We start from the raw sequence: 13,075 nt of genomic DNA, 5'->3' as shown, positions 1-13,075 counted from the left end.
CTATCTAGGTGTTGGCAGGCCGTTTCTCAAGATGGTCGGCCAAGGATTCTACGCGCGCGGCAAGTTGATCCAGCGTGCGGGCGAGGGCGGCCTTGGCCGGATCGGGGGCACCGGCGCGAAGATCGCTCAATTCGTCGGCGAGTAACAATCCCGCCAACAATAATTGGCGCGCCTCATTGGTCGTTCCGACCAGCTGGCCTGCGTCGCGCGCCTTGGCATCGAGCATGCTGGCCAGCAGTTCCAGATGCGGCTCCTCGCCGTCGCGGCACAGGAGTTCGTAGCTGCGTCCGCCGACATTCAGTTTAACCTGCGCCATCAGCGTGTCCCCTCATGACCGATCAGGACATCGAGCCTTTCGATCGTCTCCTGGACGCGTTCGCGTAATGTGCCATGGCGTACCTCCAGCGAGGCGAGCGCCTCGGCCAGTCCATTTCCGATATCGTCCCGAGCGCGGTTCGCGCGCTCGATACGGGTGATTGCTTGCTCCAAACGGGCAGTTGCAGAATTGAGGGCCTCTTCCGACATGAGAGGGGCCTTAGCACTCCGCGCGCCGGTCGCAAGCCGCCGCGGTTGACGCTGACGGCCGCACCCGACAAAGGGAGCGCGCGCAGGGTTCGGACGCATTCTTCGTCCATTCTGAGGGAGCTTAAGACATGGCGGTACGGGTTGCGATCAACGGCTTTGGGCGTATCGGCCGCCTGGTCGCACGGGCGATTCTCACGCGTCCGGATTCGGGGCTGGAGCTGGTCGCGATCAACGACTTGGCGGATGCTCCTTCCAACGCGCTCTTGTTCAAGCGCGACAGCGTGCACGGCACCTGGGCGGGGGAAGTTCATGCCGACGGCAATGATCTGATCATCGACGGCAAGCGCATCAAGGTGACGGCCGAGCGCGACCCCGGCAAGCTGCCGCACAAGGCGGACGGCGTCGATATCGCGCTGGAATGCACCGGTTTCTTTGCCGATCGCGAAACCGCGGGAAAGCATTTCGATGCAGGCGCCAGGAAGGTGCTGATCTCGGCGCCGGCCAAGGGCGTCGATCTGACGGTGGTCTATGGCGTCAATGACGACAAACTGACCGCCGAGCATAATCTCGTGTCCAACGCGTCGTGCACCACCAATTGCCTCGCGCCGATCGCCAAGGTGCTGAACGATACGGTCGGCATCGAGCGCGGCCTGATGACCACGATCCACAGCTACACCAACGATCAGAAGATCCTCGATCAGATCCACAAGGATATGCGCCGCGCGCGTGCGGCGGCGATGTCCATGATCCCGACGACCACGGGCGCCGCGCGCGCCGTGGCCGAGGTTCTGCCCGAACTGAAGGGCCGCCTCGACGGTTCGGCGATCCGCGTGCCGACGCCCAATGTTTCGGTCGTCGATCTCACCTTCAATCCGAAGCGCGACACGACCGTCGAGGAAGTGAATGCCGCGCTGAAGGCCGCATCCGAGAGCGGGCCGCTCAAGGGCATATTGCAATATGTCACGGAGCCGCTGGTCTCGGTCGACTTCAACGGCGATCCGCATTCCTCCTCGGTCGACAGTCTCGAGACCGCCGTCCTCGACGGCAAGCTGGTCCGCGTGCTGAGCTGGTACGATAACGAATGGGGCTTTTCCAACCGGATGGTGGACACCGCCGGCGCAATGGCCAAATTCCTCTAAGCCGGGGGCGTGGCGCGGCTTCTTGGAATTGCGCGCCACGCTCGCCCGCGTGGGCCGATGGAAACGCTCGATCATGCCGAAATCACCGTCGCGATGGGCGTTCCCGGCGATTTCCGCGGGATGCGCAAACCCAATAGTCGGAACCGGCGCCAGGTGACGGTGATGGCGGCAGAGGCCTGGCAACTGGCCCTTGCCGAGCTCGGCGTGGCGGTTCCCTGGGAACAACGTCGCGTCAACCTGATGGTCGAAGGGCTGGCATTGCAGCACACAACCGGTGGCAGACTGATTTTCTCGTCGGGCCTGGAGCTCGAAATCACCGGCGAGTGCGACCCGTGCCGCCGGATGGACGATATCGCGCCTGGGCTCGAGGCAGCCCTGCGACCCGACTGGCGCGGCGGTATAACGACGCGCGTCGTCGAGAGCGGCCCTGTTGAAATAGGTGACCAAGTGAGGATCGAACCGTGAGCAGTTTCAAGACACTGGACGATATCGGCGACGTCTCGGGCAAGCGCATCCTGGTGCGAGAGGATCTGAATGTGCCGATGGACGGCGCGCGGGTCACGGACGATACCCGCCTGCGGGCAGCGGCGCCGACCATTGCCGAACTGGCCGACAAAGGCGCGATCGTGTTGGTCCTCGCGCATTTTGGGCGGCCCAAGGGCATGCGCAATCCCGATATGAGTCTGGCGCTCGTGACCAAGCCGCTGTCGGATGTGCTCGGCCGCGAAGTGCGCTTTATCGATGACTGTGCAGGCGCCGACGCGGAAGCCGCGGTCCGCGATCTGCGCGCCGGCGACATTGCGGTGTTGGAGAATACGCGCTTCCATGCGGGCGAGGAAAAGAATGATCCTGCGCTCGCCCAGGCAATGGCGCGGCTCGGCGACCTTTATGTCAACGACGCCTTTTCCGCCGCGCACCGCGCGCATGCGTCGACCGAAGGGCTTGCCAGGATCTTGCCGGCCTATGCCGGGCGCGCGATGCAGGCCGAACTGGTCGCGTTGGAAAAGGCGCTGGGACATCCGGAGCATCCGGTCGCCGCCGTTGTCGGTGGCGCCAAAGTTTCCACCAAGCTGGACGTGCTCAAGCATCTGGTCGCCAAGGTCGATCATCTGATTATCGGTGGCGGCATGGCGAACACCTTCCTCGCGGCGCGCGGCGTCGATGTGGGCAAGTCGCTGTGCGAGCATGATCTGACGAGCACTGCACTGGACATTCTGGAGGCGGCCGATCGCGCCGACTGCATCGTGCATTTGCCCTACGACGTGGTTGTCGCGAAGGAATTCCGTGCCAATCCGCCCACCCGCACCGTCAACGTCCACGACGTCGCCGCCGACGAGATGATCCTCGATATCGGCCCGGCGGCGGTGGAAGCGCTGGGCGACGCGCTCAAGACCTGCCGCACGCTGGTCTGGAACGGGCCGCTCGGCGCGTTCGAAACGCCGCCCTTCGACGCGGCGACGGTGGCGCTGGCCCAGACCGCCGCGGCGCTCACCCAATCCGGCGGGCTCGTGTCGGTGGCGGGCGGTGGCGATACGGTTGCGGCCTTGAACCAGGCCGGTGTCGCCGATCGCTTCACCTTCGTGTCGACGGCGGGCGGCGCCTTCCTGGAATGGATGGAAGGAAAGGAACTTCCCGGCGTCGCCGCGCTGAAGCGCGATTGACCCGATCCTGCCCTAGGGATAGCCGACCGGTGATCCCTGCGAACGGGCAATGCTCCAGCGATTGAGGACGAACCATGTACGACCCGAAGAAGATGGCGCAGATGGCAAGCGGGAAGGGCTTCATCGCCGCGCTCGATCAAAGCGGAGGATCCACCCCGGGCGCCCTGCGGGGCTATGGTGTTCCGGATAGCGCCTATTCCAACGATGCCGAGATGTTCGAAGCGGTGCATGCGATGCGGGTCCGCATCATCACCGCGCCGTCCTTTACGGGCGACAAGGTCATTGCCACGATCTTGTTCGAGCAGACCATGGACGGGGAGGCGCTTGGTCAGCCGGTGCCCTCCTATCTCTGGCAGGAGCGCGGGATCGTGCCCTTCCTCAAGGTCGACAAGGGCCTCCATCCCGAAGCTGATGGGGTTCAGTTGATGAAGCCGATCCCGGGGCTCGATGCGCTGCTGGAGCGCGCCGTCGGTCTCGGCATTTTCGGGACCAAGGCGCGTTCGGTCGTCAACCTGGCCTCACCGACCGGAATTGAAGCGGTCGTGGCGCAGCAATTCGAGCTTGGGCGGCAGATTGCCGCGCACGGCCTCGTCCCGATCCTGGAACCGGAAGCGCTGATCAGCAGCCCGGAGCGGGCCGCCGCGGAGGAATTGCTCCTCGCCGCGATCCTGCGTCACCTCGACACGCTCGATGCGGATACGAAGGTGATGCTGAAGCTCTCCATTCCGGAAAAGCCCGATCTCTATGCCCCGCTGATCGCGCATCCGAACGTCGTGCGCGTGGTGGCGCTCTCCGGTGGCTTCTCCCGGACCGAAGCCTGCCGGCAGCTCAGCGAAAATCACGGCATGATCGCAAGCTTCTCGCGTGCGCTCATCGCGGATCTGAAGCATGACATGAGCGATCAGGCATTCGATGACGCGCTCGCCGCGGCGATTGACGAAATCTATCAGGCGTCCACCATCAAGGTATAGACCGTCCGGTATGGCCATGCCGCCGCAAGTCTTTCCTTATTATCGCAGCATCGCTCCGACGCTCACCATGCTGCTCGGCCTGGCGATTGCGGAGACGGTGGTGGTGCATCTGATCGCGGCTGCGCTGTGGGGCATGAAGGTCGCGATCCTATTGGGCGTGATCGACCTGTCTTTCGTGATCGCGTTGGTCGGCTTGTTGCACGCGATCCGAACGAGGCCGGTGACGCTCGAGGGCGGGGTGCTGACGATGCGAATGGGGCGGATGATTCTGCTGAATATCCCCGTCAGCCAGATTGCGGGCTTCCGGGAGACATGGGACGCCCCGTTTTTAAAACGGCGGGACGTGCGCAATATGGCGCTTGCGGCCTGGCCCAATATCGTGATCGATCTCGCAGCACCGATCCGCAGCGGGCGCCGCGACGTCGTCGCGGTGGCGCATCGCATCGACGATGCGGCCGCGCTGCGCGTCGCGCTTACCCGGGCGATGTCCGGCGCTTGAGCGCGCCGGCGTGAGCTTCGCCACACCTTAATCCAGTTCGCCCAGAAACTTGTCCAGCTGGTCGAGCCGGCGCTCCCATAGCGACCGTCGGTCCGCGATCCATTGCTGCAATATGCCAAGCCCTTCGGCGTCGATCCGGCAGCTTCGGACGCGGCCAAGCTTTTCCGAACGCACCAGACCCGCTTCCTCCAGGATGCGCAGATGCTGGGACACGGCAGTCAACGTGGTTTTAAACGGCTCCGACAGTGAAGACACGGTGTGGGGCCGCTCGGCCAAGGCCTCGATCATCCGGCGCCGCGTCGGATCGGCCAGCGCGTGGAGAATTCGGTCGATGTCGGCTTTCGGCGAACGGGCAGGGCGACCCATCGATCACACGGTCAAGCTGTGGCCAAGCCGGTCGAGCAAGACCTGCCAGCCTTGCTCGCGCAGCACCGGCCCATCCGCGCCCTCGAAAAACACGCCCTGAAACGTGCATGTCACGTCGGTGCCGGTGTCGGTCGGGCGTAACTCGATGGTGACGAGGGCGACGGAAAGAGGACGGCCTTCTATCACCATGCGCGATGCGGTCACGATGCGCCGCTCGGCTACAATGTCATAATATTGCCCGTCATTGGTCAGCATCGCGCCGGGAAAGGGCGTGTCGGCGCCAAAGCGATAGTGCAGGCGCTCCGTGCCGCCGATGCGAAAATCATCTTCGAAAGCGACGATCTCATGCGTGTCGCTGGCGGCGAACCAGCTCTTCTTTTTGTGGGGATCCGCGAAGGCCGCAAAGACGCGTTGCGGCGGGGCGGCGTAGCTGCGTTCGACCACAAAGCTACCATGCACGGCGGGGTTTTGCGACATTGCGGGCTCCTCCTGATCCGTCCCCCATAAAGCAAATTCGACAACAGTGAAATATAAACTTCACTGTTCCCCGCTTGACCGCGGATCGGTGCAATGGAATCCGCGCTGGAGGAGATTTTGATGCAGCAGTTCGGCAACGGTGAAGACATTCCAGACGACGAAGTCGATCTGGATCCCGGCTTTGCCGATCAGTTCGAGCGGCAGTTCCGTCCAGCCTGCCAGCTCTACCTCATCTCGCCGCCCGCGATCGACGACCGCTTTGGCGACAGGCTGGCAGCCGCCATCGATGCCGGCTCCGTCGGCGCTTTCCAGCTGCGCCTGAAAGGAATTGACGAACATAGCATCGCGCGTCTGGCCGAGCCGCTTCAGCGCATCTGCGCGGATCGCGAGGTCGCGTTCATCGTCAATGACAGCATCGGTCTTGCCAAACGGCTGGGGGCCGACGGCGTCCACCTCGGGCAGGGGGATGGCGATCCGCGCGATGCCCGCGATTTGCTCGGGCCGGCGGCACAGATTGGCGTCACCTGCCATGACAGCCGCCATCTCGCGATGGAGGCGGGTGAGGCGGGGGCCGATTATGTCGCGTTCGGTGCCTTTTATCCGACCGCCACGAAAGAGGTGCAGCATCGCCCGGATCCGTCGATCCTCGGCTGGTGGACGACATTGTTCGAACTGCCCTGCGTCGCCATCGGCGGCATCACGCCCGATAATGCGGCGCCTTTGGTCGCGGCGGGCGCAGACTTTCTCGCGGTCTGTAGTGCGGTCTGGAATGCAACGGGTGGGGAGGCGGGCGCCGTCCGCGCCTTCGCCAAGGTCTTGAATCGCGCCGGAACCAGCGGCTGATCGGAACGACTGCGCCGATGCGCGCGCTAACCGCCTACCAGGTGCGGACGCGTCCGGTATCGACATGGACGAAGCCGTCCCGAGGATAATAGCCGACGCCACCCGCCTGCATCGACATCGCCGCCAGGTGCAGCCGGTCGAGCGGCACGCCGGGAATATGGATGTCGGTGGCTTTGCCGAGCACATGCTGGCTCTTCGACGCCACGCCGGTATGCTCTCCGCCACGCTGACGCAGTGCGCTGTTGGTCTGCGGCGAACGATAGCCGGAAATCATTTCCAGCTTCGTGCGCGGCGAAAGGCTCAATTTGTCGCGGATCTGGCTGAGCAGCATCATCAGCTTGGGATCCATCTGGGTGGATTCGTTGTTCCGCCAGTCGCGCAGACCGTGGTTCAGCTCGGCGAGACCCTGCAGGTCCCACCCATTGGCGCCGAAGAAGCGCGCGTCGAAAGTCTCGTTGGTATGAATGTTCCGGAATGCCAGTCGCCGTTCGGGCATGGCCGCGAACGCCTTCGTACCGATCATCGCACTGGCGCCGGCAGCTAGGGCGCCGCCTAACAGGCCGCGACGGCCCATCTGCATATTCAACATAGATTATCCCGCTACTGGAAAGAAAACCGCTGGGCGGCGTTCCTTCTCTGCAGGTGAGGATAAGGGATTATGTTCGTGAAAACATTAAAGGTTGCAGGCGTTTACCTCGCCCTCGCCACGGTTTGTCCCATATTTGCCGCGACGGCCGCGGAAAAGACGAAGCAGCCGGATGCTAAAGTCATGACCGCGCAGGTTTTGTTGGACCGACTTGGCTTCGGTCCTGGCGTGATTGACGGGCACACCGGCATGTCTCTCACCAACGCCCTGAAAGGCTTTCAGGAGGCGCGTGGATTGCCGAAAAGCGGAACGCTGGATCCGGCGACCGCGACGGCGCTGTCGGCCTACAAGCTTCCGGCCACGATCGACGTGGTGCTGACCCGATCCGATCTGGCAGGCCCTTTCTTCGGTGCGATCCCCAAAGATCCGGCCAAGCAGGCCAAGCTACCCGCCATGGGCTATGCCGATCTGATGGAACTGCTGAGCGAGCGATATCATACGACCAAGGCCACGCTGATCGCGCTCAACAGCCCCACCACCAAATTGGTGACCGGCGCCAAGATCAGGGTCCCCAATGTTCGGCCGGCCGCGACCAATTACCCGGCCACGCTCAAGCCGGAATGGCGCGCGACGCTGGCGGGGCTCAGCGTGTCGTCGGATCAGCCGAAAGCGGCGAAGATCGTCGTCGACAAATCGGACAAGGTTCTGCGCGCCTATGACGAGCAGGGAAAGCTGATCGCGCAATTCCCCGCGACGATGGGCAGCCAGCACGATCCGCTGCCGATCGGCCGCTGGAAGATCCAGGGCGTCTCGACGCTGCCGTCCTTCCATTATAACCCGGCCCTGTTCTGGGATGCCAAGCCGGGCGATGAAAAGCAGACGTTGAAGCCAGGGCCGAACGGCCCGGTGGGAGTGGTGTGGATGGATCTCAACAAGCCGCATTACGGCATTCACGGTACGCCGACGCCGGAGACGATCGGGCGCACCGAAAGCCATGGCTGCATCCGTTTGTCGAACTGGGATGCCGCGCGCCTGTCGCTGATGGTCAAGCCGGGCACGCCGGCGGTATTCCAGCAATGACGCGCCTGGGTTGGTTCCTGCTGCTTGCCTTCGTGGCGGTGATCGGCACCTTCCTGCTGATCGTCAACAAGGGCGGCCATATTCCGGGCACGTCGCGTCCGGCCGCGGCGGAAAGCGATGCGCCGCTCGCCGCGGCGGGCGCGGCGAACAAGGCGGGGGGCGGTCTGATCGTTCCCGTCGCCGGCGTGCAGCCCGGCCAGCTGACCAACAGCTGGGGCGACGAGCGCGGCGACGGCACGCGCCAGCATCATGCGATCGACATCATGGCGCCCCGCGGCACGCCCGTGCTCGCGGCCGCCGCCGGAACCGTGGAAAAGATCTTCGAAAGCGCCAATGGCGGCCATACCGTCTACATCCGGCGCGACGATGCCGGCTGGCAGGATTATTACGCGCATCTCGATGCTTATGTCGCCGACTTGCGGGAAGGTGTGAAGGTGCGCCAGGGGCAGCAGATCGGCACGGTCGGCTCGACCGGCGATGCCAGCCCGGAAGCGCCGCATCTCCATTACGAAATCCACCGCATGGCGCCGGGCGAAACCTGGTCGAAGGGCAGCGAAGTCAATCCCTTCCCGATCCTGCATGGATGAAGCAGTGCTGGTACGTTACGCGTAAGTGACATATCAAGACGTTCCACCTTTAGGGGGAATGACGATGCTTCGCACCTTGTTCGTCGGCGTATCACTTCTTCTCGCCGCACCGGCGATTGCGCAGGTCCCACCATTCCCCTCCGCCTTCAAGGTGCAGGATATTGCGGCGAACGGTACGGTCATTCATGTCCGTGTCGGCGGCCAGGGGCCCGCTGTAGTGATGCTGCATGGTTATGGCGAAACCGGCGACATGTGGGCGCCGCTTGCGGCCGATCTGGCGCGCGATCACACCGTGATCGTGCCCGATCTGCGCGGGCTGGGCCTCTCGACCAAGCCGGCCGGCGGCTATGACAAGAAGACGCAGGGCTATGATGTCTCGGCCGTGCTCGATGCGCTGAAGGTCGGCAAGGTCGATCTGATCACGCACGATATCGGCAATATGGTCGGTTATGCCTTCGCGGCGGAGAATCCCGGCCGGGTGACGCGCTTCGTGCTGATGGATGCGCCTTTGCCGGGCGTGGGCCCGTGGGAGGAGATCCTGAAAAACCCGTTGCTCTGGCATTTTCGCTTCGGCGGGCCGGATATGGAGCGGTTGGTGGCGGGGCGCGAGCGCATCTACCTGGATCGCTTCTGGAACGAATTCTCGGCCACCCCGGCCAAGTTCAGTGAAGGCTCGCGCGAGCATTATGCGGCGCTCTATGCAATGCCGGGTGCGATGCATGCCGGTTTCAGCCAGTTCGCCGCCTTCGATCAGGATGCCCGCGACAACCAGGCCTTCCTGGCCAAGGGCAAGCTCACCATGCCGGTCCTTGCGATCGGCGGCGACAAGTCCTTCGGCCTTACTATGGGGTCCGTCATGCGCTTCGCCGCCACCAACGTGACGCCGCTGGTGATCGCGGACAGCGGCCATTGGCTGATGGAGGAGCAGCCCGCCGCGACCGTTGCGGCGGTCCGCGCCTTCCTCGACAAACCGCTTTAACCGCTCCGCCTTGCCGCGCGGGCGCCTGACCGCTAGAGGCTCGCCCCTGCTATTTCTATCGCGAGACCCACATGAAGATCAGCGGCGTGGACATTCGTCCCGGCAACATCATCGAATATGAAGGCGGCATCTGGAAAGCCGTCAAGATTCAGCACACCCAGCCGGGCAAGGGTGGCGCCTATATGCAGGTCGAGATGAAGAATCTCATCGACGGCCGCAAGAACAACGTCCGCTTCCGTTCGGCCGAGACGGTCGAACGCGTCCGCCTCGACACCAAGGATTTCCAGTTCCTGTTCGCCGACGGCGATCAGCTGACCTTCATGGACAAGGAAACCTACGAACAGATCACGCTGTCGCGCGATCTGTTGGGGGATGCCGCCGCCTTCCTGCAGGACGGCATGGATGTCGTGATGGAGCTTTATGACGAGCGGCCGATCTCGGTCCAGTTGCCCGACACGATCGAGGCGCTGATTGTCGAAGCCGATGCCGTGGTGAAGGGGCAGACCGCATCGTCGTCCTACAAGCCCGCCATGCTCGACAATGGCGTGCGCGTGATGGTGCCGCCGCATATCGGTGCCGGTACACGGATCGTCGTCGACGTGTATAACCAGGAATATGTCCGCCGCGCGGACTGAGCCTTCACCCTCTCCCCTTGAGGGAGAGGGTCGGGGAGAGGGTGCGAGCGCATAGCGCGTGCTATCGGACCCTCACCCTCCCACGCCGCTGTCGCGGCGCGGGTCCCTCCCTCTCCCCCAGGGGGAGAGGGTTATGGAGAAGTAATTTGGTAGCCCATTCAGGTCTGATTACCGTGATGGAGCGCGCCGCGCGCAAGGCGGCGCCGCGGCTGCGTCGCGACTTCGGCGAAGTGCAGCAGCTGCAGGTGTCGCGCAAAGGCCCGGCCGATTTCGTGAGCCAGGCGGACCAGCGCTCCGAACAGACGCTTTATGAAGAATTGAAGCGGGCCCGCCCCGATTGGGGTTTCCTGGGGGAAGAAGGCGGCGCGCGGGAAGGTGATCCCACCAAGCCGCGCTGGATCGTCGATCCTTTGGACGGGACCACCAACTTCCTCCACGGCGTGCCCCATTTCGCCATCTCTATCGCGGTGGAAGAGCCGCGGCCGAACGGCCAGGGGGAGATTACGCAGGGCCTGGTCTATCAGCCGGTCACCGACGAAAGCTTCTGGGCCGAAAAGGGCAGGGGCGCGTGGTTGTTCGATCGCCGCCTGCGCGTGTCGGCCCGCCGCGACCTGCCCGACGCGCTGATTGCGACCGGCACGCCCTTTCTGGGGCATGGCGACTCGGCGCAATGGTCCAAGATTTACAATGCGATAGGCCCGGAAATTGCCGGCGTGCGCCGGTTCGGTTCGGCCGCGCTCGATCTCGCCTGGGTCGCGGCCGGGCGGTTTGACGGCTATTGGGAAAGCGATCTGCGCCCGTGGGACGTCGCCGCCGGCATGCTGCTGGTGCGAGAGGCCGGTGGCTTCGTCACCGATTTTCGCGGTGGTGACCAGCCGATGGTGCGCAGCGAGTTCCTCGCCGCGAATGACAGCCTGCACTCAAAGCTGCACAAGCTTCTGGCCGGCGCGCTCCGGAAGTAGCATCCGCTTCTAATTGCGAGTCATTCTCACCGCCGCAAAGCTTGCTTCGCAGGTGCGGCGCGCTTAGGGAAACCGCACTTTAGAGGCTCATTTGAACGCCTCACCCTCGGAGTGTTTTGGATCGATGGAAAGCGTCGCTGCAGGCTACCTGCCGATCCTGATGTTTCTCGCGGTTGCGGTGGTGTTGTCCACCGCCTTCGTGGTGCTGCCGATGATCGCCTCGCGGTTCACCGGTTCGTCCAAGCCGACGCCCGAGAAACTATCAGAGTATGAATGCGGTTTCCCGGCTTTCGAAGATAGCCGCGCGCAGTTCGACGTGCGCTTCTATCTGGTCGCGATCCTCTTCATCGTCTTCGATCTGGAGGCCGCATTCCTTTACCCCTGGGCGGTTGCGCTTGGCGGAATTGGCTTTGCCGGCTGGGCCGCGATGATGGTGTTCCTGATCGAGCTCGCCGTGGGCTTTGCCTATGCTTGGAAGAAGGGAGCGCTGGAATGGGAGTGACCTTGCCGCAGTCGCTCGATCTGCATCCGCAGGAGAGCCGGCTCCCCGATCCCGATTTCTTTAACGGCCTGAACTCCGAAGTTCAGGACAAGGGCTTTCTCGTCACCTCGACCGAAGAGCTGTTCCAATGGGCGCGCACCGGCTCGCTCTGGTGGATGACCTTCGGCCTCGCCTGCTGCGCGGTCGAGATGATCCACGTGAACATGCCGCGCTATGATCTTGAAAGATTTGGCGTCGCGCCGCGCGCGTCACCGCGTCAGTCGGACGTGATGATCGTTGCCGGGACGCTCTGCAACAAGATGGCCCCGGCGCTGCGTCGTGTGTACGATCAGATGTCGGAGCCGAAATATGTGATTTCGATGGGCTCGTGCGCCAATGGTGGTGGCTATTATCATTATAGCTACAGCGTCGTGCGCGGCTGCGACCGGATCGTTCCGGTCGACATCTATGTGCCGGGTTGCCCGCCGACCGCGGAAGCCTTGCTCTACGGTGTGATGCAGCTCCAGCGGAAGATCCGCCGGGTGGGGACGATCGAGCGGTGAGCTTCCCGAAATTCTCCAGCAACGATGGCGTGATCGACGCCGCGACCGCCGCATTGGGCGACGCGCTGATCCTGGCCACCGAAAAAGTCGGCGAGATCCGCCTCGACGTGAAGCGGGATCGCGTGGTCGATGCCTTGCGTATCCTGCGCGACGATCTTGCCTATCAGCAGCTGATGGAGATCGCCGGCGTCGATTATCCGGAGCGGCCCGAACGGTTCGAGGTCGTATACTGCCTGCTGAGCCTGACCAAGAATCATCGTATCCGCGTCCACGTCGCGACCGACGAGACCAATCCGGTTCCGTCGGTGACCGGGCTGTGGCCCGTCGCCGGGTGGCTGGAGCGCGAAGTGTACGACATGTACGGCGTGCTGTTTCAGGGCAATGGCGATCTGCGCCGCATCCTGACCGATTACGGCTTCAAGGGTCATCCGCAGCGCAAGGACTTCCCGCTGACGGGCTATGTCGAGCTGCGCTATTCCGAGGAGGAAAAGCGGGTCGTCTATGAGCCGGTCGAGCTGGCGCAGGATTTCCGCAATTTCGACTTCATGAGCCCGTGGGAGGGCGCCGAATATATCCTTCCCGGCGATGAAAAAGCCAAGGCCGCAGAAGCGCCCGGCGCGCCGACGCCTGCCAAGGCCGACGAGGTGAAGAAGTGAGCCGTCGCACCGTCACGATCGGCGTTGCCGATGCCGATATGCCGCCCGTCGCCGACATCGGCACG

19 protein-coding genes are annotated in these 13,075 nt (G+C 63.6%); 14 read left to right on the top strand and 5 right to left on the bottom strand.

The window, feature by feature from the left end; translation table 11 throughout:
• Nucleotides 1-4: 4 nt before the first annotated feature.
• The gene (locus ACSBM8_RS10370; RefSeq protein WP_442677957.1) at nucleotides 5-316 is read right to left on the bottom strand and encodes a cell division protein ZapA; all 312 of its coding nucleotides are present in this window, start codon (nucleotides 314-316) and stop codon (nucleotides 5-7) included.
• A complete protein-coding gene (locus ACSBM8_RS10365; protein WP_442677956.1) occupies nucleotides 316-525 on the bottom strand; it encodes a hypothetical protein in 210 nt (69 codons plus the stop codon). The genes ACSBM8_RS10370 and ACSBM8_RS10365 overlap by 1 nt, the downstream gene beginning before the upstream one ends.
• Before the next feature lie 128 nt (nucleotides 526-653).
• Between ACSBM8_RS10365 and gap the strand changes: the two genes are divergently transcribed.
• From gap to ACSBM8_RS10340, 5 genes are all read left to right on the top strand, one after another.
• Nucleotides 654-1,664 carry a type I glyceraldehyde-3-phosphate dehydrogenase gene (gene gap, locus ACSBM8_RS10360; protein ID WP_442677955.1) on the top strand — a complete coding sequence of 337 codons (1,011 nt, stop codon included), beginning with the start codon at nucleotides 654-656 and terminating at the stop codon, nucleotides 1,662-1,664.
• A 57-nt stretch (nucleotides 1,665-1,721) separates the two neighbouring features.
• Nucleotides 1,722-2,129, top strand: a complete 408-nt coding sequence (locus ACSBM8_RS10355; RefSeq protein ID WP_442677954.1) for an MOSC domain-containing protein — start codon at nucleotides 1,722-1,724, stop codon at nucleotides 2,127-2,129.
• Nucleotides 2,126-3,325: a phosphoglycerate kinase gene (locus ACSBM8_RS10350; protein ID WP_442677953.1), complete on the top strand. Its 1,200-nt coding sequence runs from the start codon at nucleotides 2,126-2,128 to the stop codon at nucleotides 3,323-3,325. The genes ACSBM8_RS10355 and ACSBM8_RS10350 overlap by 4 nt, the downstream gene beginning before the upstream one ends.
• A gap of 74 nt (nucleotides 3,326-3,399) precedes the next feature.
• Entirely contained in the window at nucleotides 3,400-4,296 is an 897-nt protein-coding gene (locus ACSBM8_RS10345) for a fructose bisphosphate aldolase (protein ID WP_442677952.1), read from the top strand.
• 10 nt (nucleotides 4,297-4,306) lie between these two features.
• Nucleotides 4,307-4,795 carry a hypothetical protein gene (locus ACSBM8_RS10340; protein ID WP_442677951.1) on the top strand — a complete coding sequence of 163 codons (489 nt, stop codon included), beginning with the start codon at nucleotides 4,307-4,309 and terminating at the stop codon, nucleotides 4,793-4,795.
• 27 nt (nucleotides 4,796-4,822) lie between these two features.
• Here the strand turns inward: ACSBM8_RS10340 and ACSBM8_RS10335 are convergent, their stop codons facing one another.
• Together ACSBM8_RS10335 and ACSBM8_RS10330 are read right to left on the bottom strand one after the other, a co-directional pair.
• Nucleotides 4,823-5,161, bottom strand: a complete 339-nt coding sequence (locus ACSBM8_RS10335; RefSeq protein WP_442677950.1) for an ArsR/SmtB family transcription factor — start codon at nucleotides 5,159-5,161, stop codon at nucleotides 4,823-4,825.
• Nucleotides 5,162-5,164: 3 nt separating this feature from the next.
• The gene (locus ACSBM8_RS10330; protein WP_442677949.1) at nucleotides 5,165-5,638 is read right to left on the bottom strand and encodes an SRPBCC family protein; all 474 of its coding nucleotides are present in this window, start codon (nucleotides 5,636-5,638) and stop codon (nucleotides 5,165-5,167) included.
• A 120-nt stretch (nucleotides 5,639-5,758) separates the two neighbouring features.
• Between ACSBM8_RS10330 and thiE the strand changes: the two genes are divergently transcribed.
• Nucleotides 5,759-6,481, top strand: coding sequence for a thiamine phosphate synthase (gene thiE / locus ACSBM8_RS10325; protein WP_442681555.1), 723 nt, complete (start codon nucleotides 5,759-5,761; stop codon nucleotides 6,479-6,481).
• A gap of 34 nt (nucleotides 6,482-6,515) precedes the next feature.
• Here the strand turns inward: thiE and ACSBM8_RS10320 are convergent, their stop codons facing one another.
• Nucleotides 6,516-7,070, bottom strand: coding sequence for a DUF882 domain-containing protein (locus ACSBM8_RS10320; protein WP_442677948.1), 555 nt, complete (start codon nucleotides 7,068-7,070; stop codon nucleotides 6,516-6,518).
• Between the two features lie 180 nt (nucleotides 7,071-7,250).
• Between ACSBM8_RS10320 and ACSBM8_RS10315 the strand changes: the two genes are divergently transcribed.
• The 8 genes from ACSBM8_RS10315 (at nucleotide 7,251) to ACSBM8_RS10280 (ending at nucleotide 13,010) form a co-directional block, all read left to right on the top strand.
• Nucleotides 7,251-8,147 (top strand): L,D-transpeptidase family protein, encoded by an 897-nt coding sequence (locus ACSBM8_RS10315; protein ID WP_442677947.1) that lies wholly within the window; start codon nucleotides 7,251-7,253, stop codon nucleotides 8,145-8,147.
• Nucleotides 8,144-8,734 (top strand): M23 family metallopeptidase, encoded by a 591-nt coding sequence (locus tag ACSBM8_RS10310; RefSeq protein WP_442677946.1) that lies wholly within the window; start codon nucleotides 8,144-8,146, stop codon nucleotides 8,732-8,734. The genes ACSBM8_RS10315 and ACSBM8_RS10310 overlap by 4 nt, the downstream gene beginning before the upstream one ends.
• A 58-nt stretch (nucleotides 8,735-8,792) precedes the next feature.
• Nucleotides 8,793-9,713, top strand: coding sequence for an alpha/beta fold hydrolase (locus ACSBM8_RS10305; RefSeq protein WP_442677945.1), 921 nt, complete (start codon nucleotides 8,793-8,795; stop codon nucleotides 9,711-9,713).
• A gap of 71 nt (nucleotides 9,714-9,784) precedes the next feature.
• The gene (efp, locus tag ACSBM8_RS10300; protein ID WP_442677944.1) at nucleotides 9,785-10,348 is read left to right on the top strand and encodes an elongation factor P; all 564 of its coding nucleotides are present in this window, start codon (nucleotides 9,785-9,787) and stop codon (nucleotides 10,346-10,348) included.
• A 146-nt stretch (nucleotides 10,349-10,494) separates the two neighbouring features.
• The gene (locus ACSBM8_RS10295) at nucleotides 10,495-11,310 is read left to right on the top strand and encodes an inositol monophosphatase family protein (RefSeq protein ID WP_442677943.1); all 816 of its coding nucleotides are present in this window, start codon (nucleotides 10,495-10,497) and stop codon (nucleotides 11,308-11,310) included.
• A 124-nt stretch (nucleotides 11,311-11,434) separates the two neighbouring features.
• Entirely contained in the window at nucleotides 11,435-11,812 is a 378-nt protein-coding gene (gene ndhC / locus ACSBM8_RS10290; RefSeq protein WP_442677942.1) for an NADH-quinone oxidoreductase subunit A, read from the top strand.
• Complete coding sequence (locus tag ACSBM8_RS10285; RefSeq protein WP_442677941.1) at nucleotides 11,803-12,354, top strand: NuoB/complex I 20 kDa subunit family protein; 552 nt, start codon at nucleotides 11,803-11,805, stop codon at nucleotides 12,352-12,354. Before ndhC ends, ACSBM8_RS10285 begins: the two co-directional genes overlap by 10 nt.
• A complete protein-coding gene (locus tag ACSBM8_RS10280) occupies nucleotides 12,351-13,010 on the top strand; it encodes an NADH-quinone oxidoreductase subunit C (protein WP_442677940.1) in 660 nt (219 codons plus the stop codon). The genes ACSBM8_RS10285 and ACSBM8_RS10280 overlap by 4 nt, the downstream gene beginning before the upstream one ends.
• The last annotated feature ends 65 nt before the right edge of the window (nucleotides 13,011-13,075 follow it).

It is taken from the genome of Sphingomonas sp. ASY06-1R (assembly GCF_052180265.1).
Taxonomy (GTDB): Bacteria; Pseudomonadota; Alphaproteobacteria; order Sphingomonadales; family Sphingomonadaceae; genus Sphingomonas_I.
This window is presented reverse-complemented; position numbering and strand designations above follow the sequence as displayed.